The sequence below is a fragment of the Streptomyces sp. TRM68367 genome (assembly GCF_014495685.1).
GTDB lineage: Bacteria > Actinomycetota > Actinomycetes > Streptomycetales > Streptomycetaceae > Streptomyces.
This window is the reverse complement of the sequence record NZ_JACTVI010000001.1, coordinates 23,685-46,467: the sequence shown is the minus strand read 5'-3', so window position 1 is coordinate 46,467 and position 22,783 is coordinate 23,685. Positions and strand designations below refer to the sequence as shown.

Sequence of the window (22,783 nt, the reverse complement as noted above, 5' to 3'; positions counted from 1 at the left end):
CGTGGGCTTACTCACAAGAGTGGGAGACAGCTCACAGGACAGTCCGATGAACTCTGTCGCCCGGCGACTGAAGCCGCTCACATCAGTCGGACTGGTCCCCGAACGCCATGACCATCACGCCGGCGACCAGCAGCCACAGCGCCCGCCGGGTGCGGCCCTGCGAGCCCACAAACGCCGCGAGCGCGCACACGGCCGCCCCGACGGCGTAGGCGGCCGGGACGAGCGCGGGCGCGGATCCGGTGGCCCGCAGTGCCGCGGCGGCCAAGCCCGCGAGGGCCAGCAGCGCCCCGGTTCCGGCCGCCGCCCAGCGGGCCCGCCGCACCTCGTGCGTCGGGTCGTCCTCTTCCACCGGGTCTTCCCCTTGCGTCGGGTCCTCTTCTTGCGCCGGGTCCGGTGCCTCGTCTGCCGGGTCTTCCTCCTGCGCCGGTTCCGAGACGTCCTGACCTACCGGACCCGAGACGTCCTGACGCTCGGACATCTCGGAATCACCACGTCCGTTCATGCCGGGCGAGCGTAGCGCCTCCCGCTGAGAAACCCGGATGCGGGCGGCATGCCCCGGTGCTAGCCTCCGGGCCGTCCGCAGGCCCCGCCGGCACCCCGCCGCCGACCGAAGCAGGTGCATTGAATGACGGTCCGACCGAGCTCCGACGCACCCCTGTTCTCCATCAAGGACTCAAGGAGCCCGTTCACCGATGACCGACATCACATCGAGCACCTCGACCGACGAGCGGGCTAGGCGCCTGACGCACGACAGCTACCCGCGCGGCAGCGCCTACGACGCCCGCTGGATCATCGACAACCAGATGGGCCCGCACCCGCTGTGGCTGCTGGAGTGGCTGGCCCCCGCCCTCGGCCTCGACGCGCTGCGCCCCGGCGCCCGCGTCCTCGACCTGGGCTGCGGCCGCGCCCTGACGTCCGTGTTCCTGGCCAAGGAGTACGGCGTCCAGGTCACCGCCGCCGACCTGTGGATCAAGCCCGACGAGAACGCCGCGCGCATCGCCGAGGCCGGTGTCGCCGACCTCGTGCAGCCGGTGTTCGCCGAGGCGCACGATCTGCCCTTCGGCGCGGAGACCTTCGACGCGATCGTCTCCATCGACGCGTACCAGTACTTCGGCACCAACGACCTGTATCTGTCCGAGCTGGCCCGGCTGCTCAGGCCGGGCGGGCGGATCGGTGTCGTCGTCCCGGCGCTGCGCGAGGAGCCGGACGGCGTCGAGCCGCCCGAGCAGCTGAAGCCGTGGTGGGAGCCGGACTTCTGGTGCTTCCACACCCCCGCCTGGTGGCGCCGCCACTGGACCCGCAGCGGGGCCGTCGACGTGGAGGCGGCCGACTGGCTGCCGGACGGCTGGCGGGACTGGCTGCGGTGGTGCGAGATCACCGTCGAGGAGAGCCCGGAGGAGTTCCACGTGCGGATGGCCGGCCAGTGCGCGGAGATGCTGCGCGCGGACGAGGGCCGCGCGCTGGGCTTCGCACGGGTCGTGGGACGCCGTATCTGAGAAATGCCGAGGGGGATGCATCGGGCCGATGCATCCCCCTCGGGGACTTCGCGTCCGTCCTCGGGGACTCCGCGTCCCCGCGAAGACTCGCGGGCGTCAGCCCCCGCTTCGGGGGACCCGCGGGGCGTCAGCCCTCGCTGACACCCAGCTTCTCCAGGATCAGTTCCTTCACCCGGGCCGCGTCCGCCTGCCCGCGCGTGGTCTTCATGACCGCGCCGACCAGGGCGCCGGCCGCGGCCACCTTGCCGCGGCGGATCTTGTCCGCGATGGCCGGGTTGCCGGCGATGGCCTCGTCGACGGCGGCGGTGAGCGCGCCCTCGTCGGAGACGACCTTCAGACCGCGCTTGCCGACGACCTCGTCCGGGGTGCCTTCGCCCGCGAGGACGCCTTCGAGACACAAGCGGGCCAGCTTGTCGTTCAGATCCCCGGCGGCCACCAGCTCGGTGACCCGCGCGACCTGCTCCGGCGTGATCGCCAGCTCGTCCAGCGCCTTGCCCGACTCGTTGGCGGCGCGGGCCAGCTCGCCCATCCACCACTTGCGGGCGGAGGCCGCGTCGGCACCGGCGTCGATGGTGGCGACGATCGGGTCCAGCGCGCCGGCGTTGAGGATCGCCTGCATGTCGGTGGCCGAGATGCCCCACTCCTCGCGGAGCCGGTTGCGGCGCACCAGCGGCAACTCGGGAAGATCCGCCCGCAGATCCTCGACCCACTCGCGGGTCGGGGCGACCGGCACCAGGTCGGGCTCCGGGAAGTACCGGTAGTCCTCGGCCTCCTCCTTCACGCGGCCCGAGGTCGTGGACCCGGTGTCCTCGTGGAAGTGCCGGGTCTCCTGGACGATCGTCCCGCCACCGCTCAGCACGGCGGCGTGGCGCTGGATCTCGTAGCGGCAGGCGCGCTCGACGGACCGCAGCGAGTTGACGTTCTTGGTCTCGCTGCGGGTGCCGAACTTGTCGGAGGCCTTCGGCATCAGCGACAGGTTGACGTCGCAGCGCATCTGGCCCATCTCCATCCGGGCCTCGGACACGCCGAGCGCCCGGATGAGCTCGCGCAGCTCACGCACGTACGCCTTCGCCACCTCCGGCGCACGCTCGCCCGCCCCGACGATCGGCTTGGTGACGATCTCGATGAGCGGGATGCCGGCGCGGTTGTAGTCGAGGAGCGAGTGCGAGGCGCCGTGGATCCGGCCCGTCGCGCCGCCCACGTGCGTGGACTTGCCGGTGTCCTCCTCCATGTGGGCGCGCTCGATCTCCACGCGGAAGGTCTCGCCGTCCTCCAGCTGCACGTCGAGGTAGCCGTTGAAGGCGATCGGCTCGTCGTACTGGGAGGTCTGGAAGTTCTTCGGCATGTCCGGATAGAAGTAGTTCTTCCGGGCGAAGCGGCACCACTCGGCGATCTCGCAGTTCAGCGCGAGACCGATCTTGATTGCTGACTCGACGCCGGTCGCGTTGACGACCGGGAGCGAGCCGGGCAGGCCGAGGCAGGTGGGGCAGGTCTGGGTGTTCGGCTCGGCGCCGAGCGCGGTCGAACAGCCGCAGAACATCTTGGTCTTGGTGCCGAGTTCGACATGGACCTCGAGGCCCATGACGGGGTCGTACGACGCGAGCGCGTCCTCGTACGACACCAGGTCGGTCGTGGTGGTCACGGTGAAACTTCCCTCTCAGCCCAGCAGGACGTCGTCGTCGCCCAGCCGCTTCAGCTCGCGGTAGAGGATGGCGAGGCCGGTGACGATGGCGGCGGCGGACACGGTGGCGTCGATCAGGACCAGCGTGTCCTTCTCCGCGCGGGCCTTCTTCAGCCGCTTGGCGACACCGATCGCGCCGAACGCCGTGGTGGCGATGGACAGGTACGTACCGGACTTGGACTTCTTGAAGCCCTTGGCCTTGGTCAGTGCACTCACAGCGACGGTGCCTCCTCCAGCAGCGGGTGACCCCACTTTTCCACGAACGCGGCCTCGACGGCGGCACCCACCTTGTACAGCCGGTCGTCCTTCATCACCGGCGCGATGATCTGCAGCCCGACCGGGAGGTTGTCCTCCGGGGCGAGGCCGCAGGGCAGTGACATGGCCGCGTTTCCGGCCAGGTTGGTCGGGATGGTGCACAGGTCGGCGAGGTACATCGCCATCGGGTCGTCGGCGCGCTCGCCGATCGCGAAGGCGGTGGTGGGGGTCGTCGGGGAGACGATCACATCCACCTGCTCGAACGCCTTGTCGAAGTCCTGCTTGATGAGCGTACGGACCTTCTGGGCGCTGCCGTAGTATGCGTCGTAGTAGCCGGAGCTCAGGGCGTACGTGCCGAGCATGATGCGGCGCTTGACCTCGGGGCCGAAGCCCTCCTCGCGGGTGAGGGAGGTGACCTCCTCGGCCGAGTGGCCGCCGTCGTCGCCGGTGCGCAGGCCGTAGCGCAGGCCGTCGAAGCGGGCGAGGTTGGAGGAGCACTCGCTCGGGGCGATCAGGTAGTACGCCGACAGGGCCAGGTCGAACGACGGGCAGTCCAGCTCGACGATCTCGGCGCCCAGGTCGTTCAGCAGGGCCACGGACTCGTCGAACCGCTGGATAACGCCGGCCTGATAGCCCTCGCCGCGGAACTGCTTGACGACGCCGACCCGCATGCCCGCGACGCTGCCGCCCCGGGCGGCCTCGACGACCGGCGGGACCGGGGCGTCGATGGAGGTGGAGTCGAGCGGGTCGTGCCCGGCGATCACCTCGTGCAGCAGGGCCGCGTCCAGGACCGTGCGGGCGCAGGGCCCGCCCTGGTCGAGGGAGGACGAGAAGGCGACCATGCCGTAGCGGGACACGCCCCCGTACGTCGGCTTCACACCGACCGTGCCGGTCACGGCGGCCGGCTGGCGGATCGAACCGCCGGTGTCGGTGCCGATGGCGAGGGGCGCCTGGAAGGAGGCGAGCGCGGCGCTCGACCCGCCGCCGGAACCGCCGGGGATCCTGGTCAGGTCCCAGGGGTTGCCGGTCGGCCCGAACGCGCTGTTCTCGGTGCTGGACCCCATGGCGAACTCGTCCATGTTGGTCTTGCCGAGAATGACGACGTCGGCGGCCTTGAGCCGCTGGGTGACGGTGGCGTCGTACGGCGGGAGCCAGCCCTCGAGGATCTTCGAACCGACGGTCGTCGGGACGCCCTCGGTGGTGAAGATGTCCTTGAGCGCGAGGGGAACACCGGCCAGCGGCCCGAGCTTCTCACCGCGCGCCCGCTTCTCGTCCACGGCACGGGCCTGGGCGAGGGCGCCCTCCCGGTCGACGTGCAGGAAGGCGTGCACCTTCTCGTCGATGGCCTCGATTCGGGCGAGGTGGGCCTCGGCGACCTCGACGGCCGTGAGCTCACCGGAAGCGATCTTCGCGGCGGTCTCGGCGGCCGTGAGCTTGATGATGGTGTCCGTCATGACGGCTTACTCCTCCCCCAGGATCTGCGGCACCTTGAAACGCTGCTGCTCCTGGGCCGGGGCGCCGGACAGCGCCTGCTCGGGGGTGAGCGACGGGCGGACCTCGTCCGGGCGCATGACGTTCGTCAGCGGGAGCGGGTGCGAGGTCGGCGGTACGTCTTGGTCGGCGACCTCGCTGACGCGGGCGACCGCGCCGATGATGTCGTCCAGCTGGCCGGCGAAGTGATCAAGCTCTTCGGGCTTCAGCTCCAGACGCGCCAGCCGGGCGAGGTGGGCGACCTCCTCGCGCGTGATGCCAGGCATGCAGCGATCCTCTGGGGTGAGAGTGTGTGGTTTGGCCCAATCCTATGGGGCGGAACCCACTGCCCGTGAAACGGTTTCCCATCCACCCCACCCGCAGCCGCCAACGACGCGCACCCCCGACGGCAAACGCCCACCTTCCAGCTGACCCGCACGGGCGGGCAGGCGGGTGGGAAAACTACTCGTCCCCGGCGGCCGCGGGCAACGCCGCCGGCGCCCGCGCCCCGCGCGCCCGCAACCACGCCGTCGTCTCCTCCGCCGGCATCGCGGCAGCCACCAGCCACCCCTGCACGGCGTCACACCCAAGATCCCGCAGCCGCTCCCACGTCTCGTCGTCCTCCACACCCTCGGCCACTACCAGCAGCCCCAGGGAATGCGCGAGATCCACCGTGCACCGCACGATCTCCGCATCCTCCGTGTCGACCGCCAGCCGCGCCACGAACGACCGGTCGATCTTCAGCTCACTGACCGGCAGCCGCCGCAGATGCACCAGCGAGGAGTAGCCCGTACCGAAGTCGTCCAGGGACATCTTCACGCCGTGACCCGTGAGCGCGTGCAGCGTGTCCGCGGCCCGCTGCGGGTCCTCCAGGAGCACGTGTTCCGTTATCTCCAGCTGGAGTGCCCCCGCTGGAACCCCGTGCCGGGCCAGCCGCGCGGCCACCGAGCCCGCGAACCCGGGGATGTGGACATCGCGCGGGGAGACGTTCACCGCGACCGGCACGAACAGCCCCTGCGAGCGCCACTCGGCGACCTGCCCGAGCGCCGTCTCCAGCACGTACTCCGTGAGATGGGGCATCAGCCCCGACGACTCGGCGATCGCTATGAACTCGTCCGGCGGCACCCTGCCGCGCTCGGGATGCACCCACCTCACCAGCGCCTCGAGCCCGGCGACGTGGCCGTCGAAGCGGACCTTGGGCTGGTAGTGCAGCTGCACCTCGTGCGCGTCCAGGGCCCGGCGCAGATCGCCCAGCAGCCCGAGCCGGTCGGGGGTGTTCGAGTCCCGCTTGGACTCGTAGACCTCGACGCCCGTACGGTCCCGCTTCGCCTGGTACATCGCCACGTCCGCCCGCCGCAGCATCCCCTCGGCGTCCAGCGCGTGGTCGGGGAAGACGGCGACCCCGGCGCTGGCCTCCAGGACGAGGGTGAGGCCGTCGAGGTCGAGCGGGGAGCTGAGTGCCGCGACCAGGTTGCGGGCGACCCGGGTCGCGGACGTCGTGGAGTCGGCGACCGGCAGTAACACGGCGAACTCGTCGCCGCCGAGCCGCGCGGCCTCCGCTCCGCGCGGCAGCGCCAGCCGCAGCCGGTCGGCTATCTGCAACAGCAGCCGGTCACCGGCCAGATGACCGAGGGTGTCGTTGACCGACCGGAACCGGTCGAGGTCGATCAGCATCAGAGCGGCGCGGGCGCCGATGCGTTCGGCGTCGTCCAGCGCGGTCCAGATGCGCTCCAGCAGCCACTGCCGGTTGGGCAGTCCGGTCAGCGGGTCGCGCAGCTGCTCCTCCGCCCGGGCACGGGCTATCCACAGCGTGGAGTCGAGGGCGATCAGCGGGATGGCGAACAGCGGCAGCAGCACCGGCTGCGCGATGGCGACCACACAGATCAGCGGCGCGATGCCGAGCAGCGCGACCGCGACCAGGCCCTGTCTGACCAGGGCGGTGCGGGCGGCGGTGGGCAGGCCGCCGCGCGGCGCGTGCAGATACCACAGCAGGGTGCGGGTGACAGCGAGGTAGGCGACGGCGACCAGCGCCACCTCAAGCGCGGTGTACACCGTCCAGGTGTCCGGATCCCACGGGTGTTCGACGGACGGCACGGCGCCGAAGGCGCCCAGAAGCAGAGCGCCCGCCCCGATGCCGAGGATGTCCACCGCGCCGTGCAGCACGCCCTGCCGCCAGCGGCCGCGCCGGGCTACGCCGACCAGGACGACGACGGTGAGGCTGACCATGCCGGCCGCGACCCAGCCGTACAGCAGAAGTACGGCGAGGGTGAGGGCGGCGCCCGAGCCGGTGCCGCCCCACCAGCGGGCGCGGCCGAGCATGACGAGGTGGCCGACGATGATGCCGGTCAGCACGGCCAGCGCCCAGCCGGCCGTGCCGGACGGGAAGAGCCCGCGGCTGCCGGTGAAGCCCCGGTAGAAGCCGGTGCCCAGCACGAAGGAGGCCGCCGCGACGACCGCCGCGGGCAATGCGGGCCAGGACAGGTGCCGTTCGGTGTCGCCTCCCGGCAGCGCGGGGGCGTGCCCGGAGGTGGGGGGCGCGCCCCCGCGGCCGTTCACCGAGGCCGGCGCTCCGGCGCGCCCCTGCGCACCCGCACGCTCCAGGGCTCGCCCTGCCCACCGGCCGGCGCGCCATGCGTCCGCCATGCGGCGCAGGCGCAGCCGTGAGGCCGATGCGGCGCTCTCGGTCGGTTCCATTCCCGTCCCTCTCACAGCCGGCGGTGCCCACGCCACGCGGCCCGATGCCCGACGACCATCAACGGCTCCGCGTTGGAAAGCCCTTGCCCCTGCTCTTCAGAAGCCCTTCAAGAACAAGGGATGCCCCAACCGCAGCTGGGCACGGCAGGCGCACATCTCAACAGTAGGCCGCAGAAGGCCCCCACGGGCAGCGGTCGTAGACGGTTGCCCGAATGCGCCCCAGCCACCCGTATGCATCTGGTATGCGCCGATCGGGTGGCCTTCAACCGCTACTCCTCGGCCGAAAGAGCGACGTCGGCCGCCGCGTCGGGGCCTTGTTCCAGCAGGACGTTGAACCCGTCCTCGTTCAGAACAGGCACCTTCAGCTGCATCGCCTTGTCGTATTTCGAGCCGGGACTGTCACCCACAACGACGAACGCCGTCTTCTTCGAAACCGAACCGGTCACCTTGGCTCCCTGGCTCTGCAGCGCCTCCTTGGCGCCGTCCCGCGTGAAGTGTTCGAGGGTGCCGGTGACGACGACGGTGAGCCCTTCCAGCGGACGCGGGCCCTCCTCCTCGCCGGTGCTCTCCGCCTCCATGCGGACGCCGGCGGCCTTCCACTTGCGGATGATCTCGCGGTGCCAGTCCTCGGCGAACCACTCCTTGACGGAGCGCGCCACGATCTCGCCCACCCCGTCGGTGTTCTTCAGCTCTTCCTCGCTCGCCTCGTCGATGCGGTCGACCGAGCGGAAGGCGCGGGCGAGGGCCTCGGCGGCGACCGGCCCGACATGACGGATCGACAGACCGGTGAGGACGCGCGCGAGCGGGCGCTGCTTGGCGGCCTGGATGTTCTCCAGCATGGCCAGCGCGTTCTTCTTCGGCTTGCCCTCCTGGTTGGCGAAGACCGTGGCGATCTTCTCCTCGCCGGTCTTCGGGTCGCGCTTGGGCAGGCCGCTGTCCTGGTCGAGGACGTACGCCTTGATGGGCAGCAACTGCTCGACGGTGAGGTCGAACAGGCCGCTCTCGTCCTTCAGCGGCGGCTCCTCGGGCTCCAGCGGCCCGGTGAGCGCGGCGGCGGCGACATAGCCGAAGTGCTCGATGTCCAGCGCCTTGCGGCCGGCCAGGTAGAACAGGCGCTCACGCAACTGGGCGGGGCAGGTGCGGGCGTTCGGGCAGCGCAGGTCGACGTCGCCCTCCTTCATCGGCCTGAGCGCCGTACCGCACTCGGGGCACTCGGACGGCATGACGAACTCCCGCTCGCTGCCGTCGCGCAGGTCGGCGACCGGGCCGAGGATCTCCGGGATGACGTCACCGGCCTTGCGCAGCACGACCGTGTCGCCGATGAGGACGCCCTTGGCCTTGACCACGTCCTGGTTGTGCAGCGTGGCGAACTCGACCTCCGAGCCGGCCACCGTCACCGGCTCGACCTGGGCGTACGGCGTGACCCGGCCCGTGCGGCCCACGCCCACGCGGATGTTGACGAGCTTGGTGTTGACCTCCTCCGGCGCGTACTTGTACGCGATGGCCCAGCGCGGCGCACGCGCCGTGGAGCCGAGGCGGCCCTGGAGGCGGATCTCGTCGAGCTTGACGACGACTCCGTCGATCTCGTGCTCCACGGAGTGCCGGTTCTCGCCGAAGTAGGCGATGAACTCCCGAACGCCCTCCAGGTCGTCCACCACCTTGTTGTGCCTGGCGGTGGGCAGACCCCAGGTCTTCAGCAGGTCGTAGGCCTCGGAGAGGCGGCTCATGCCGTCGAAGCCCTCCAGGGCGCCGATGCCGTGCACCACCATGTACAGCGGGCGGGTGGCGGTGACGCGCGGGTCCTTCTGGCGCAGTGAACCGGCCGCCGCGTTGCGCGGGTTGGCGAACGGCTTGTCGCCGGCTTCGACCAGGCGGGCGTTGAGCTCCTGGAACTTCTCCATCGGAAAGTAGACCTCGCCGCGGATCTCCACGAGATCCGGGATGCGGTCACCCTTCAGACGGTCCGGAACGCCCGCGATCGTCCGGACATTGGGGGTGATGTCCTCGCCGGTGCGGCCGTCGCCGCGGGTCGCCGCGCGCGTGAGGCGGCCGTGCTCGTAGGTGAGGTTGACGGCGAGGCCGTCGACCTTCAGCTCGCACAGGAAGTGGTAGTTCTGCTCGCCCAGCTCCTTGGCGATGCGCTCGGCCCAGGCGGCGAGTTCCTCGTCGTTGAAAGTGTTGTCCAGGGACAACATGCGCTGGCGGTGCTCGACGGCGGTGAAGTCCGTCTCGTAGGACCCGGCGACCTTCTGGGTCGGCGAGTCGGGGGTGCGCAGCTCCGGATACTCGTCCTCCAGCGCCTCCAGGGAGCGCAGGAGCTGGTCGAACTCGGCGTCGCTGATGACGGGAGCGTCCTTCACGTAGTACCGGAAGCGGTGCTCCTCGACCTGCTCCGCGAGCTGCGCGTGCTTCTCCCGTGCCTCGGCGGGCACCGCCGTCTCCGCTTGCTTGTCGCCGGCCACCGTGTTTCCTCCCGTTACTCTGGGTTGTCCGCGAGGGATCTCGCCGCCCGGACGCAGTGGGCGAGCGCCCGGCGGGCGTACTCGGGGGAAGCGCCCGCGAGTCCGCACGCCGGAGTGACCGTGACCGCCTCCGCGAGAAGCCCCGGTGACAGCCCCAGCCTGCGCCACAGCGTCCTGACACCCATGACGCTACCGGCAGGGTCTGACAATGGGCCGTCCGCGGCCGGCACGACACCGGTGAAGAGCCGGGTACCCCCTTCCACGGCTTCGCCCAACGCGCCGTCGTCACGCTCGGTGAGGAGCGAGAAGTCGAAGGAGACGGCCGCCGCGCCCGCCCGGCGCAGCAGGGCGAAGGGGACGTCCGGTGCGCACGAGTGGACCACGACGGGGCCGTCGCCGTGAACTCCGATGACGTCCCGGAGCGTGGCCTCGGCGACCTGCCGGTCGACGGCCCGGTGGGTGCGGTAGCCGCTGGCCGTCCTCACCTGTCCGCGCAGGACGGCGGTGAGGGACGGCTCGTCGAGCTGGAGGAGGAGCCGGGCGCCGGGGATGCGGCGCTGTGTCTCGGCGAGGTGGAGGCGCAGGCCCTCGGCGAGGGAGGCGGCGAGGTCGCGGCAGGCGCCGGGGTCGGAGAGGGCGGCCTCGCCGTTCCTCAGCTCCAGGGCGGTGGCCAGGGTCCAGGGACCGACGGCCTGCACCTTGAGCGGGCCGTCGTAGTCCTGGGTGAACTCCTCCAGCGCGTCGAGGTCCTCGCCGAGCCACGCGCGGGCCCGCCTGGTGTCCCGTCCTGGCCGGTCGCCGAGCCGCCATCCGCTGGGCTCCACGCGCGCGTACAGCTCGACGAGCATTCCGGCGGTCCGCCCGATCATGTCCGCGCCGGGCCCCCGGGCGGGCAGCTCGGGCAGGAAGGGGAAGTCCTCGAACGTGCCGGTGACGGTCTTGGCGGCCTCTCGGGCGTCGCCCCCGGGCATGGACCCCACGCCGGTGGCGGCACCGAACCTGAACTGGCTGTTTTCGCTCACCGGAGCAGCCTACGGAACGGCTCGCCCGAGGTCGTCTCCCCGGGCGCGGGTCAGCGCCCGGGACGCACCGTCACATCGTTGATCTCCGCGTCCCTCGGCAGGTCCAGGGCCGTGAGGATGGTCGTCGCCACGGACTCGGGGTCGATCCACTTCGCGGGGTCGTACTCCTTGCCCTCCTGCCGGTGGACCTTGGCCTGCATGGGGCTGGCGGTGCGGCCCGGGTAGACCGAGGTGACGCGGACGCCGTTCGCGTGCTCCTCGGCGCGCAGGGAGTCGGCCAGCGCCTTCAGGCCGTGCTTGGAGGCGGCGTACGCGGACCAGTCGGCGTGCGCGGTCAGTCCGGCGCCCGAGTTCACGAACACGACGTGGCCCCGGGCGGCGCGCAGCTGCGACAGGAAGTGGCGGGTCAGCTCGGCGGGTGCGATCAGGTTGACGTCGATCTGGTGGCGCCAGGTCTTCGGGGTCAGCTCGCCGACCGGCCCGAGGTCGACCACGCCCGCGACGTGCAGCAGGGAGTCGACGCGGTCGGGCAGCGACTGGTGCGAGAACGCCCAGCTGATCCTGTCCGGGTTCGCGAGGTCGCCGACCAGGGTCCGCGCCCCAGGGAACCCGGCCGCCAGTTCCTTCGCCCGGCCCGCGTCGCGCGCGTGCAGCACCAGGTCGTCCCCGCGCGCGTGCAGCCGGCGGGCGACGGCCGCGCCGATGCCGGAGCCGGCGCCGGTGATCACATGTGTAGCCATGCCCGCCATGCTCGCATCACCCTGTCACGGGGTACCGAGCGACTCCTCCAGGAAGGCCATGGCCCCCACCGGCTCCTCCGCGAAGAACACCAGGTCGGTCAGCGGCCTGGGCAGGAAACCCTCGTCCTCCATGCGCCGGAACTGCTCCTTCAGGCCGTCGTAGAAGCCCGCCGTGTTGAGCAGCACCACCGGCTTGTCGGTGTGCCCGTGCTTCTTCAGCTCCAGGATCTCGGTGGCCTCGTCCAGGGTGCCGGTGCCGCCGACCATGATGACCACGGCGTCGGCCTTCTCCAGGAGCAGCTTCTTGCGCTCGGCGAGGTCCTGCGCGATCACCATCTCGTCGGCGCCCGGGCGGGCCTTGGCCGCGAGGAAACCGACCGACACGCCGCAGATCCGGCCGCCGGCCTCCTGCACGCCGTCCGCGACCACCTTCATCAGCCCCACGTCCGAACCGCCCCACACCAGGGTGTGGCCGCCCTTTCCGATCAGCTTCGCGAAGTCGCGCGCGGGGCGCGTGTAACGGTCGTCGAGGTCGGCGGCGGAGAGGAAGACGCAGATTCGCATGGGGCCACCGTACGCGGGAAGAACCCGGGCCCCGCGGGCGCTGTTCGGATATGGCCGAAGGACACACGATCAGGATCGAAAAGACCGACGCACACGTGCGCGTGATGCACGGAGAGCAGGTGCTCGCGGACAGCACACGCCCGCTGGAGCTGTGCGAGACCGGCTGTCCCGTGCGCTACTACATCCCGGCCGAGGACGTACGGCTGGACCTTCTCACCCCCTCCGACACCCACACGTACTGCCCCTTCAAGGGAACGGCCTCGTACTGGTCGCTGCCGGACGCGGCGGACCTGGTCTGGGCGTACCCGGACCCGAAACCGGACGTGGCCGAGATCAAGGACCACCTCTGCTTCTACGAAGTCGAAGTGTCCTGACGTCGAAGTGTCATGACCGATTAGTTCGCCGGCCGATGGCAGTCTGCACTGGCATGGACAAGCAGATCCTTTCGCGCGACGGCACGCCGCTGGCGTACCGGAGCGCCGGGCAGGGCCCCGCGGTCATCCTCGTCAGCGGCGCGATGTCGACGGGCGCAACCGTGGCGCCGCTGACGGTCCCCCTCTCGTCGCGGTTCCAGGTCATCGCGTACGACCGCCGCGGCCGCGGCGAGAGCGGCGACACGCCGCCGTACGCGGTGGAGCGGGAGATCGAGGACCTCGCGGCACTGATCGAGGCGGCGGGCGGCGAGGCCTCGCTGTACGGCATCTCGTCGGGCGGCGCGCTGGCCCTGCGGGCGGCGGCCAGCGGGCTGCCGGTCCGCCGGGTCGCCGTCTACGAGGTGCCGTTCGCGGTGTCCGAGGGCGGAGCCAGGGAGCGCGCCGAGTACACCGAGCGCCTGACCGAGGCGCTGGCGCAGGGCCGGCGCGGGGACGCGGTCGAGCTGTTCCTCCGGCTCGCCGGCATGGCCGAGGAGATGATCCGGGGCGCCCGCCAGTCCCCCATGTGGCCCGGCATGGAGGCGATCGCCCCGACCCTCGCGTACGACGACGCCGTCATGGGCGACAGCCTGGTCCCCCGCACCCTGCTGGCCTCGCTCACCGCGCCCGTCCTCGCCGTCGCGGGCACCCTGAGCCCATCGTGGATGCGCGAGGCCGCCCAGTCCATCGCCGAGTCCGCACCCCACGGCACGTACCGGACCCTGAAGGACCAGTCCCACATGGTGGACCCGAACGTCCTTGGTCCGGTACTGGCGGAGTTCTTCGCGGGGTGACCACCGACCAGGGGCCGACTGAACAACCGCCGCGCGGGACTGGGCAGGTGCGGCGGGGCTCTCAGCCCACCGCACCCCGCCAAAGCTCCCGCTCGGCTTCCGCGAAACGCCGCTCCAAGTCGTCGAAGTCCGTCAGGACCGCCCGCATTGCCTGCCGGAACCGTGCACCGTGACCGGAGGTCCGCAGATGGGCGAGTTCGTGGACGAGAACGAAGTCGATGAGGGCAGGCGGCAACTGCAGAAGCGCCCAGTGCAGCGTGATGCGTCCCTCGGCGTCACAGGCACCCCAGTGTTCCCCCAGTTCACGTGCCTCAACCCGGCGAGGAGTCACCCCGGCTCGCGCAGCCAGCGGCACCGCTCGGGCCGCCAGCCATCGGGTGCCCTTCGCGGCATACCAGTCGCAGATGAGCCGGGCCCTGTCCTGCCGGGTGGCCGCCCGTGGCAGTTCCAGCCAGCCGTGGCGGAGTCGTACCCTGCCCGATGCATGGGCCGGGAGAGCCCGCAGCCGGTACCGTCGCCCCAGATAGGCGAAGCTCGCCCCGTCGACCAGCTCCTTGACGGGCCGACCGGCGCGGGGAACCCGTCTGCGGACCTCGGCCGCAAGCCGGGGCAGTCGTGTGCGCACAGCCTCGGCCACGGCGGTCGGCTCGGCGTCGGCGGGGACGGCGAAGTGCACGGCGCCGTCCTCCGTGATCTCGATGCCGAGGGCCGGAAGCCCTGGAGGGAGTTGCGCATGCCCTCACCGATGCCCTTGAGGTTCTTCCACGGCCTTGAGTCCCTTGCCGGACTTCATGAGGTTCGCACCGGCCTTCCCCAGCTTCAACCCCTTGAAGGCCCGCACACCGCAGAACAGGCCCGCCGCATCCCAGGCCAGGGTCTGCCAGCTCACTCCGTCCGCGCCACCGGCCCAGGCGAGGAGGTGGGCCCCGAGCGCCCCACCGGCGACGATGAGTCCCAGCCAGCCCAGACCGGGAACGCCGAGCAGCGCCAGGACGCCGACAACCATGGCCGCATCGGCGAGAAATCACCAACAAGCTTCCAAAAGTTCGGATCCGTGATCGTGTCCCAGGCGTCCGAGAAGAACTCCCCGATGCCGTCCACCAGTTCGTCGAACCAGCCAGGCTCAGGAGGAGCGTCATCGGCCGCGTCCTTGATCCGACGCGACGTGTCGCCTGCGGCGGCGGTGAACTCGACGTGCAGGGTGCGGGCACGGCCTCGAACGGCCTCAAGCTCGTTGTTGGCAGAGTCGTACGCGCGCTGGCGGTCCTTCTTGTCTTTCTCGTGGTCGTCCTTCTCCGTGTCGGACATCCCGGAGGTGTCTTTGGTCAACCCGTCAAGGTTCTGCTTGGCCGTGCTGGCCTTGCGGGCGGCCTCTGCGGCTTCCTCCTCCAACTTGCGGGCCCGCGCCTGGAAACCGCCCAGGGAGGTCTCCCAGGACGACAGGGCGCGATGCGCCGAATCCAGCGAACCCAGCGCCTTCTTCAGATAAGGCGGAATGACAGACACGGAGTCCGCGAAGGTGTTCGCGGACTTACCGGCCCACACGCCCTCTGACGTGCCCACTTTGCCCAGTTCGGTCTGTGCTTGGCCGCTGCCTTCAATGACCGCACCCACCGCGGAGACCAGCAGCTTCACTGTCTCCAGGTCTCCTGGTGCGGGATCGAAGCCCAAATCGGATACTTCGACACGCTCATCGCATTTATCCCCCGATGAACAGCAGCGTCTACAGCCCGTGAACTTCACCGACGTCACGATGATATGAAGTCACTCTTGAGACGTGTGTGCTTCCAGCCACCACCGTACGGAGTCATGGCTGTGAATCGGACCACGGAAGGTCGATGAGATTCTCAAGGCCTACGTCCGGGGGCGGTAATCGGATCGGCCCGCCATGAGCACTGAGGACACACGGGGAGGGGTCGGCTGTCCGGTCCCGTGCTACACGTCCCCTTCATCCAGAATGGCGTCCTGGCGGTCGAAGACGTTCAGGTACTGATCATCACAAACTACTGGAACACGACGTACTCACGGAGGATGTCCTGCGTAAGCCGGATATGCCGGGTATTGCCTCTCATCGGGATCGACTTCTCGTGATCAGGATGCTCGGCCAGCACGGAGACCGCCCGCTCGAACGCCTTACGGCGCTCGGGGGTCAGTACGTCGCGTTTGACCGCAGCTCCTCACCGTAGCGAATCGTGTAGCTCACGGCGTTTTCCCTTCTGTGCAGCCCCCGATCATGCCGTATCCGATGCGCCGGCCAGGACTGTGCGGCCGTCGGCTTTCCCGGCCCGCTGAAGGCAGCAAGCCACACGCTGGTACCGACTGCCACGAGAGGAACGAGGCGGTCACGCAGCGTTCCCGCCCCGCAGGTATTCGTGTACGCGACTCGCAAGGTCGGGCGGCCCGTCGAAGAGGCAAGGCCCCAGCCCTCGACCGCGTCACCGACAGCCCCCTCGGGGATGACGAGGTTTCCCGCCGCCCATTCGATGGCCAGCGCCTCGGGGCGCCGAGGAGTTGGCTTCCTGCTACTGGGAGAGATGGGAGGCGGAGACCGGGATCGACCAGCTCAAGACCCACCTGCGCGGTCCCGGGAAGATCCTGCGCTCGAGCCGCCCGGACCTGTCTACCAGGAGATATGGGCCTACCTGCTCACCCACTGGGCGCTGTGCGCACTGATGTGCCGGGCCGCGACCAACGCCGGGATCGATCCCGACCGGATCAAGTTCCTCGGCACCGTCCGAATCGTGCGCCGCTCGGTCACCGACCGAGCGGCCTTTCCCCTCTGAGGATCACGAAGCCCTCCTGGCACACACGCTCGAACGCGGCGCCCATCGCCGCAACCTCAACCCCCGCCGACGACACCGTACTTACCCTCGCTCCATCAAACGCCCCCGCCCCTCCAGCCACCGCGAACGACGCCGCTCCGATCGAGGCGTTCGCCACCCCGGCCCGCCCACCGTCAAGCTCCTGCCCTCCAGCACCCGAGGTCAACCGAAGCCAAACTAAACGGCATTGGGGAGGGGCGGTGAGACCAGTGTTGTCAAGGTCGACGCGATGCGCGGAGTCCGCACGGAGCGGACAGTCGCTGCCGACGCCCTGGGCGGCGGGGAGCTGGGATCGCGCCGCGTCGAGTACGTCGTCCCCGTCCCGGGCGATCACGGCCGCTGGTTCGGCGTCGTCTTCTCCACTCTCGGAGCGGGCGACCCCAAGGACGAAATTGCCGACCTCTTTGTGGAACTGTTCGACGCGATGATGAGTACGTTCCGTTGGAGGCGCTCATGAGCTGGCCGTACGTTGGACTACGACACCGACCTGTGGATGAAGGTCCCGGACTCCTGGGAAGGGACCCCGTGGAAGGGGCCGAAGCAGTGGAGTCGCTACGTGTCCGAAGCATGGTGGGGCGACAGCGACTTCGAGCCGAGCCGCAAGGAACTCAAAGGCTTGGCCGCCACCTTGCAAGCCTGCGCCGAGCAGTTCCCGCGGAGTCACCCCCGGCTTCGACGTCTACCTCTCCTGCCGGACCCGCGCTTCATGCCGCTGCCCGTGTACGTGGCCGCTGTCGAGGCGAACGGTGACCGCGAGGAGACCCTGCGGGAACTGGTCACCACGGACGACCCGGACCTTGTTGAGAAGCCGATAGTGGAGGACTTCACCACCGAGGCGCTCGGCACCGGCTTGCGCTCCTTGCGTTACACGCAGACGGGGGAGGATCGCACCATTGTCGCGGGCGTGCGGTACGCCTGGCGCAGCGAAGAGGCCGGCTGCGACGTGCTGGTCATCGCCACGGCCCCGGACCCGCGTCGGGTCCTCGGCGCCATGGACGACATCGACGCCTTCGTCGGGCGGATCAGGGTGTCGGCCGGGTCGGGCTGACTGTCCGTCCAGTCCGACTCTCATGGGACTGGCGGCGCCCTACGGCTCAGACGATTCCCGGATCGGTGCGGTGGACCGGCCACGCGTCCCGCAGCTGCCATTCCTTTGCCTCCGGCAGCCCTTCGGTGTCCACGGCCAGGGTTCGGGAACCACAGTCGATACGCAGCGTCTTCCCGTACGGGCCCGTCGACCGCTCCCGGTAGCCGCCGGGAGCGGGGTCCGTCAAAAGCGTCCACGACCTGGTGTAAGGGTCCAGGACCAACCCAACGGGAATCCCGGCGGTGGCGTACGCCCTCGGTTTGATCACGTAGTCGTTTTCCACGGACGACGGAGACACGATCTCCACGACCAGCTCGATCGCCTCCGCATCGTAGGGGGCGTCCTCCTCCTCGTCGCCGTGCCACACGATCATGTCCGGCGTCAGCCGACGGTCCCACGCCGGATGGGCGAACTCGATCTCGCCGAGAACCGAGTCACCCGCCTGATCACGAAGCTGCCGGTCAATCTGTTGCTGGGTGCGGTAGTGGGCCGGTGCGACCGGCGACATCATCACAACGCCGTCGACAACGCTGACGTCCATGCCCTCAAACTCCTTTTCAACATCCCGTGCGACGTCCAGCAGGTGAGGGAGGTTCCGCGCGATGTGTTGCTCGGTCACCGGTGGGGCTCCTTCGGCGGTGGCAAGGGTTCACCCCCACGGTATCCGGGATGGACGGGTTCTAGGCGGCTCGGCGGAACACCCGTCCCGGTGTCGACCGCCTCGTCGGTTGAAGGCAGCAAGCAGGTCGCTGGTGCGGGCCACCACAGAAGGCACAAGCGCGTCATGCAGCACTCCCGCCTCGCAGATACTCGTGCACGCGACTCGCGAGATCGGACCGGGCGGGGGCCAGCCCCGGTGATCACCGGGTGGACACCGTGACCTCCCGTGTCGTGGACGCGATCGTCGCCGAGCCCACCACGCGTGTGCCGTCGTACAGGACGATCGCCTGGCCGGGGGCCACACCGCGGACCGGGCCGGTGAAGTGGACCCGGAGTTCGCCGTCGACGAGTTCGGCCGTCACCTCCGTTTCGCCGCCGTGGGCGCGGAGCTGGGCCGTGTAGGTGCCGGGGCCGGCGGGGGCGGTGCCGCACCAGCGGGGCTTGATCGCGGTCAGGGAGTTGACGTCGAGGGCGGCGGCGGGGCCGACCGTCACCGTGTTGTTCACGGGTGAGATGTCGAGGACGTAGCGCGGCTTGCCGTCAGGGGCGGGGGTGCCGATGCGCAGGCCCTTGCGCTGGCCGATGGTGAAACCGTACGCGCCCTCGTGGGTGCCCAGCTTCGCCCCGGACTCGTCGACGATGTCGCCCTCCGCGCGGCCCAGCCGGTTCGCCAGGAAGCCCTGGGTGTCGCCGTCGGCGATGAAGCAGATGTCGTGGGAGTCCGGCTTCTTGGCCACGGCGAGGCCCCTGCGCTCGGCCTCCGCGCGGATCTCGTCCTTCGTGGTGAGCGTGTCGCCGAGCGGGAACATCGCGTGCGCGAGCTGCTGCTCGTCCAGGACCCCGAGGACGTACGACTGGTCCTTGGCCATGTCGGAGGCGCGGTGCAGCTCGCGGCTGCCGTCGGGCAGCGTCGCGATCTTGGCGTAGTGGCCGGTGCACACCGCGTCGAAGCCCAGGGCGAGGGCCTTGTCGAGCAGAGCGGCGAACTTGATCTTCTCGTTGCAGCGCAGGCAGGGGTTCGGGGTGCGGCCGGCCTCGTACTCGGCGACGAAGTCCTCGACGACGTCCTCGCGGAAGCGGTCGGCGAGGTCCCAGACGTAGAACGGGATGCCGATGACGTCCGCGGCGCGGCGGGCGTCGCGCGAGTCCTCGATGGTGCAACAGCCCCGCGCGCCGGTACGGAACGATTGAGGGTTCGCGGAGAGCGCGAGGTGGACGCCGGTCACGTCGTGGCCCGCCTCGGCCGCTCGGGCGGCGGCGACGGCGGAGTCGACGCCGCCCGACATGGCGGCGAGGACGCGGAGGGGTCGGGTGCGCTGCGAGGTGTGAGTCATAACTCTTCCAGGGTACGGGGGCGTGGGAACCCGGGCCCGCGAGTATCCGTTGACGATCACATGGGGGCGAGAAGAGCATCCAGGGACAGGGCATCCGGGGACACGGACCGGCGGATCGGGCGGCGTGCCCTGCTGATCGGCGGGACGGCGGCCGCCGTGGGCACGGCCGTGCTGGCCCGTGACGAGCTGGGCCGCCTGTGGTGGCGCGCGCCCGGCGTGGAGAAGCCGCGCAAGCCGGGCGAGGTCGACTACCGGGGCGCCCAGTGGCTGGCGGCGTCGGATGCGAACTGGCGGCGCGCGGACCGGCCGGACGACTTCGGCATCGACATGGTGATCATCCATGTCACCCAGGGCAGCTTCGACAGCGCGGTGAAGGCCTTCCAGGACCCGGGCCACCAGGCCGCGGCCCACTACATCGTCGGCCAGGACGGGCGCATCGCGCAGATGATCCGCGAGCTGGACGTGGCGTACCACGCGGGCAACCGCGACTACAACGAGCGGAGCGTCGGCATCGAGCACGAGGGCTTCGTGGACCGTCCCGAGGACCTCACGGACGAGATGTACGAGGCATCGGCGCGGCTGACGGCCCGGATATGCGCGCGGTACGACATCCCCGTCGACCGAGAGCACATCATCGGCCATGTAGAGGTGCCGGGCACGGACCACACCGACCCTGGCCCGCACTGGGACTGGCACCGGTACATGCGCCTGGTGCGCGAGGCGAGCAGGACCTCCGCGTCACCGGCCACGACGCCTCGGTCCACGTCGGCCTGACCGGCGGTGCGCCGGTCCTCTGCGTCGGCCGCCGCCTTACGTCAGCCCCGCCGCCCGCGCCCGTTCCACCGCCGGCCCGATCGCCTTCGCGAGGGCCTCGATGTCGGCCGTTGAGGAGGTGTGGCCGAGGGAGAAGCGGAGGGTGCCGCGGGCCAGGTCCGGTGGGGTGCCGGTGGCCAGGAGGACGTGGCTGGGCTGGGCGATGCCGGCGGTGCAGGCGGAGCCGGTGGAGCACTCGATGCCCTGGGCGTCCAGGAGGAGGAGAAGGGAGTCGCCCTCGCAGCCGGGGAAGGTGAAGTGCGCGTTGGCCGGGAGGCGGCCTTCGGGTGCCGGGTCGCCGCCGAGGATCGCGTCGGGGACCGCCGTACGGACCGCCTCGATCAGGTCGTCGCGCAGGGCGCCGATCTCCCGTGCGAACCACTCGCGCCGCTCGGCGGCCAGCCGGCCGGCGACCGCGAAGGAGGCGATGGCGGGGACGGCGAGGGTGCCGGAGCGCACATGCCGTTCCTGGCCGCCGCCGTGCAGGACGGGTACGGGTGTGTACTCGCGGCCGAGGAGCAGCGCGCCGATGCCGTACGGGCCGCCGATCTTGTGGCCGGAAACCGTCATCGCGGCGAGGCCGGAGGCGGCGAAGTCGACCGGGAGCTGGCCGACGGCCTGGACCGCGTCGGCGTGCAGCGGGATGCCGAACTCGCTTGCCACGTTCGCCAGTTCGCGGACCGGCATGATCGTGCCGATCTCGTTGTTCGCCCACATGACCGTGGCCAGGGCGACATCGTCGGGGTTGCGCGTTATCGCCTCGCGCAGCACCTCGGGCTGGACTCGGCCGCAGGAGTCGACCGGGAGGTACTCGACGGTGGCGCCCTCGTGCTCGCCGAGCCAGTGGACCGCGTCCAGGACGGCGTGGTGCTCGACGGGGCTGGCCAGGACCCGGGTGCGGGCCGGGTCGGCGTTGCGGCGGGCCCAGAACAGACCCTTGACGGCGAGGTTGTCGGCCTCGGTGCCGCCGGAGGTGAGGACGACCTCGCTGGGGCGGGCGCCGAGGGCTTCGGCGAGGGTTTCGCGGGCTTCCTCGACCGTGCGGCGGGCCTTGCGGCCGGATGCGTGGAGGGAGGAGGCGTTGCCGGTGATCCCGAGCTGGGCGGTGAGTGCCTCTGCCGCCTCCGGGAGCATCGGGGTCGTCGCGGCGTGGTCGAGGTATGCCATGGTGAGGCCGATTCTACGGCGACCGGTCGACGAACCTCAGACCGGCTGGCCGGGGTTGCCGCCGTCGTCCGGCCTGCGCTCAGAAGCTCCAGGAGATCGAGTGGTCCGCCTGCATGAACGCGGCCAGGACCAGAAGGTCGGCGACGCCCAGGCCCAGGCCCAGGTAGGCGCGGCCCTTGCGGGCCGTCCCCCGCCACAGCGCCAGGCTCGCGAGGGTGATGGCGATGGGGCCGAGGAAGACGTTGAGGACCAGCAGGCCCAGCAGGCCCAGGACGAAGGACGCGACGGCCATTCCGTCGGTGTCGCGCAGGCCGGTGCGGCGGCGTGCCGGTGCGGTGAGTTGCATGGTGATCGGCTCCCGAGGGTCAGTGGGCGGACGTACCGCGGTGGCGGCCGTGCCGCTCGCGGAGGGCGAAAATGCCGAGCCAGACGGCGATGACGGCGCCGGTGGCGACGGAGAAGGCGAGCGGTGCGTGGGCCACGGTGCCCATGACGACGCCCAGCAGCAGGAGCGCTGCGACGAGGAACAGCATCGGATGAAACCTCTCAGTCAAGTCTCGGTGAACGGTTGTTGTTACAGCTGTTCACTGACTACTTAGTCTAGCGCGCCGCACGACTTTCCAATTCCAGAGAACAGTTGTTAACTGCATGGTATGAGTCACACCCTCGGCATCCGGCAGACCCAGAAGCAGAGGACCCGGCAGGCGCTCCTGGACGCGGCACTGGGCCTGCTGGAGGAGCAGAGCCTGAGCAGTCTGGGCCTGCGCGAGGTCACCCGTGCCGTCGGCGTCGCGCCGACGGCCTTCTACCGGCACTTCCGTTCCACGGCCGATCTCGGCGTGGCGCTCGTGGAGGAGGCGCTGGGCAGCCTGCACCCGATGATCCGGACGACGGTGTCCACGACCGGCGACAGCGAGCGGCGCATCGCGCGCGCCATCGAACTGATCGCCGGTCATGTGGACGCGCACCCCGCACATGTCCGGTTTATCGCCCGTGAACGACATGGCGGGGTTCAGCCGGTACGGGAGGCCATACGGTCCCAACTCGCGCGGTTCGCCGAGGAGGTCAAGGCCGAGCTGGCCAAGGACCCGGTGTCCGCGGGCTGGACCGACGACGACCTGCACATGCTCGCGCACCTGTACGTCGACCAGATGCTGATCACGGCCTCGCTGTTCCTGGAGACGCTGGAGTCTCCGGCGCAGGAGCGGGAGCGGGTCACCCGGCTGGCGACCCGTCAGCTACGGCTGATCAGCATCGGCCGGCATCACTGGCGGGACTGAGGAGGGCACCCGCCCGCGTCGCTGCTTCC

At 70.4% G+C, this 22,783-nt stretch carries 25 protein-coding genes; 7 read left to right on the top strand and 18 right to left on the bottom strand.

The genetic code is table 11. From position 1 onward, the window contains the following. Positions 1-82 precede the first annotated feature (82 nt). On the bottom strand, positions 83-478 hold the full coding sequence (locus H8R17_RS00240; protein WP_262504890.1) for a hypothetical protein: 396 nt from the start codon (positions 476-478) through the stop codon (positions 83-85). Positions 479-692: 214 nt separating this feature from the next. Between H8R17_RS00240 and H8R17_RS00235 the strand changes: the two genes are divergently transcribed. After that, positions 693-1,496 carry a cyclopropane-fatty-acyl-phospholipid synthase family protein gene (locus H8R17_RS00235; protein ID WP_187821031.1) on the top strand — a complete coding sequence of 268 codons (804 nt, stop codon included), beginning with the start codon at positions 693-695 and terminating at the stop codon, positions 1,494-1,496. A gap of 127 nt (positions 1,497-1,623) precedes the next feature. Here H8R17_RS00235 and gatB read toward each other — a convergent pair whose 3' ends face one another. From gatB to H8R17_RS00190, 9 genes are all read right to left on the bottom strand, one after another. After that, positions 1,624-3,138 carry an Asp-tRNA(Asn)/Glu-tRNA(Gln) amidotransferase subunit GatB gene (gatB, locus tag H8R17_RS00230; protein WP_187821030.1) on the bottom strand — a complete coding sequence of 505 codons (1,515 nt, stop codon included), beginning with the start codon at positions 3,136-3,138 and terminating at the stop codon, positions 1,624-1,626. 15 nt (positions 3,139-3,153) lie between these two features. Beyond that, positions 3,154-3,393 (bottom strand): hypothetical protein, encoded by a 240-nt coding sequence (locus tag H8R17_RS00225; RefSeq protein WP_187821029.1) that lies wholly within the window; start codon positions 3,391-3,393, stop codon positions 3,154-3,156. Then, positions 3,390-4,886 (bottom strand): Asp-tRNA(Asn)/Glu-tRNA(Gln) amidotransferase subunit GatA, encoded by a 1,497-nt coding sequence (gene gatA, locus H8R17_RS00220; RefSeq protein ID WP_187821028.1) that lies wholly within the window; start codon positions 4,884-4,886, stop codon positions 3,390-3,392. The genes H8R17_RS00225 and gatA overlap by 4 nt, the downstream gene beginning before the upstream one ends. A gap of 6 nt (positions 4,887-4,892) precedes the next feature. Beyond that, positions 4,893-5,189, bottom strand: a complete 297-nt coding sequence (gatC, locus tag H8R17_RS00215; RefSeq protein WP_004925108.1) for an Asp-tRNA(Asn)/Glu-tRNA(Gln) amidotransferase subunit GatC — start codon at positions 5,187-5,189, stop codon at positions 4,893-4,895. Between the two features lie 175 nt (positions 5,190-5,364). Next, entirely contained in the window at positions 5,365-7,596 is a 2,232-nt protein-coding gene (locus H8R17_RS00210; protein WP_187821027.1) for a bifunctional diguanylate cyclase/phosphodiesterase, read from the bottom strand. A gap of 269 nt (positions 7,597-7,865) precedes the next feature. Further along, positions 7,866-10,058: an NAD-dependent DNA ligase LigA gene (gene ligA / locus H8R17_RS00205; protein WP_187821026.1), complete on the bottom strand. Its 2,193-nt coding sequence runs from the start codon at positions 10,056-10,058 to the stop codon at positions 7,866-7,868. Positions 10,059-10,072: 14 nt separating this feature from the next. Then, positions 10,073-11,080, bottom strand: coding sequence for a methionine synthase (locus tag H8R17_RS00200; protein ID WP_187821025.1), 1,008 nt, complete (start codon positions 11,078-11,080; stop codon positions 10,073-10,075). Between the two features lie 50 nt (positions 11,081-11,130). After that, positions 11,131-11,829 carry an SDR family oxidoreductase gene (locus H8R17_RS00195; RefSeq protein ID WP_187821024.1) on the bottom strand — a complete coding sequence of 233 codons (699 nt, stop codon included), beginning with the start codon at positions 11,827-11,829 and terminating at the stop codon, positions 11,131-11,133. Positions 11,830-11,844: 15 nt separating this feature from the next. Then, complete coding sequence (locus H8R17_RS00190) at positions 11,845-12,384, bottom strand: TIGR00730 family Rossman fold protein (protein ID WP_187821023.1); 540 nt, start codon at positions 12,382-12,384, stop codon at positions 11,845-11,847. 50 nt (positions 12,385-12,434) lie between these two features. On the opposite strand from H8R17_RS00190, the gene H8R17_RS00185 reads away from it, so the two are divergent. Together H8R17_RS00185 and H8R17_RS00180 are read left to right on the top strand one after the other, a co-directional pair. Then, positions 12,435-12,758 carry a DUF427 domain-containing protein gene (locus H8R17_RS00185; protein WP_187821022.1) on the top strand — a complete coding sequence of 108 codons (324 nt, stop codon included), beginning with the start codon at positions 12,435-12,437 and terminating at the stop codon, positions 12,756-12,758. 53 nt (positions 12,759-12,811) lie between these two features. Next, positions 12,812-13,591, top strand: coding sequence for an alpha/beta fold hydrolase (locus H8R17_RS00180; protein ID WP_187821021.1), 780 nt, complete (start codon positions 12,812-12,814; stop codon positions 13,589-13,591). 61 nt (positions 13,592-13,652) lie between these two features. Here H8R17_RS00180 and H8R17_RS00175 read toward each other — a convergent pair whose 3' ends face one another. From H8R17_RS00175 to H8R17_RS00165, 3 genes are read right to left on the bottom strand one after another with little or no spacing between them, the layout of a single operon-like run. Continuing rightward, positions 13,653-14,285, bottom strand: a complete 633-nt coding sequence (locus H8R17_RS00175; RefSeq protein ID WP_316959271.1) for a YgjP-like metallopeptidase domain-containing protein — start codon at positions 14,283-14,285, stop codon at positions 13,653-13,655. Between the two features lie 45 nt (positions 14,286-14,330). Next, the gene (locus tag H8R17_RS00170) at positions 14,331-14,480 is read right to left on the bottom strand and encodes a hypothetical protein (protein WP_187821020.1); all 150 of its coding nucleotides are present in this window, start codon (positions 14,478-14,480) and stop codon (positions 14,331-14,333) included. Continuing rightward, the gene (locus tag H8R17_RS00165; RefSeq protein WP_187821019.1) at positions 14,477-15,226 is read right to left on the bottom strand and encodes a putative T7SS-secreted protein; all 750 of its coding nucleotides are present in this window, start codon (positions 15,224-15,226) and stop codon (positions 14,477-14,479) included. The genes H8R17_RS00170 and H8R17_RS00165 overlap by 4 nt, the downstream gene beginning before the upstream one ends. Before the next feature lie 1,416 nt (positions 15,227-16,642). Between H8R17_RS00165 and H8R17_RS00160 the strand changes: the two genes are divergently transcribed. Beyond that, entirely contained in the window at positions 16,643-16,870 is a 228-nt protein-coding gene (locus H8R17_RS00160; protein ID WP_187821018.1) for a hypothetical protein, read from the top strand. Positions 16,871-16,882: 12 nt separating this feature from the next. Next, positions 16,883-17,461 (top strand): hypothetical protein, encoded by a 579-nt coding sequence (locus tag H8R17_RS00155; protein ID WP_187821017.1) that lies wholly within the window; start codon positions 16,883-16,885, stop codon positions 17,459-17,461. A 46-nt stretch (positions 17,462-17,507) separates the two neighbouring features. On the opposite strand, the gene H8R17_RS00150 is transcribed toward H8R17_RS00155, so the two are convergent. Both H8R17_RS00150 and mnmA read right to left on the bottom strand, forming a co-directional pair. Further along, positions 17,508-18,119 carry a Uma2 family endonuclease gene (locus tag H8R17_RS00150; protein WP_223124466.1) on the bottom strand — a complete coding sequence of 204 codons (612 nt, stop codon included), beginning with the start codon at positions 18,117-18,119 and terminating at the stop codon, positions 17,508-17,510. Between the two features lie 241 nt (positions 18,120-18,360). Beyond that, on the bottom strand, positions 18,361-19,494 hold the full coding sequence (mnmA, locus tag H8R17_RS00145) for a tRNA 2-thiouridine(34) synthase MnmA (protein WP_187821015.1): 1,134 nt from the start codon (positions 19,492-19,494) through the stop codon (positions 18,361-18,363). 60 nt (positions 19,495-19,554) lie between these two features. Between mnmA and H8R17_RS00140 the strand changes: the two genes are divergently transcribed. Beyond that, positions 19,555-20,268, top strand: coding sequence for an N-acetylmuramoyl-L-alanine amidase (locus H8R17_RS00140; protein ID WP_187821014.1), 714 nt, complete (start codon positions 19,555-19,557; stop codon positions 20,266-20,268). A 36-nt stretch (positions 20,269-20,304) separates the two neighbouring features. Here the strand turns inward: H8R17_RS00140 and H8R17_RS00135 are convergent, their stop codons facing one another. The 3 genes from H8R17_RS00135 to H8R17_RS00125 form a co-directional block, all read right to left on the bottom strand. Beyond that, complete coding sequence (locus tag H8R17_RS00135; protein WP_187821013.1) at positions 20,305-21,474, bottom strand: cysteine desulfurase family protein; 1,170 nt, start codon at positions 21,472-21,474, stop codon at positions 20,305-20,307. 79 nt (positions 21,475-21,553) lie between these two features. Continuing rightward, complete coding sequence (locus H8R17_RS00130; RefSeq protein ID WP_187821012.1) at positions 21,554-21,820, bottom strand: DUF4190 domain-containing protein; 267 nt, start codon at positions 21,818-21,820, stop codon at positions 21,554-21,556. 19 nt (positions 21,821-21,839) lie between these two features. Next, on the bottom strand, positions 21,840-22,007 hold the full coding sequence (locus H8R17_RS00125; RefSeq protein ID WP_187821011.1) for a hypothetical protein: 168 nt from the start codon (positions 22,005-22,007) through the stop codon (positions 21,840-21,842). A gap of 120 nt (positions 22,008-22,127) precedes the next feature. Between H8R17_RS00125 and H8R17_RS00120 the strand changes: the two genes are divergently transcribed. Then, the gene (locus H8R17_RS00120) at positions 22,128-22,754 is read left to right on the top strand and encodes a TetR family transcriptional regulator (protein WP_187821010.1); all 627 of its coding nucleotides are present in this window, start codon (positions 22,128-22,130) and stop codon (positions 22,752-22,754) included. The last annotated feature ends 29 nt before the right edge of the window (positions 22,755-22,783 follow it).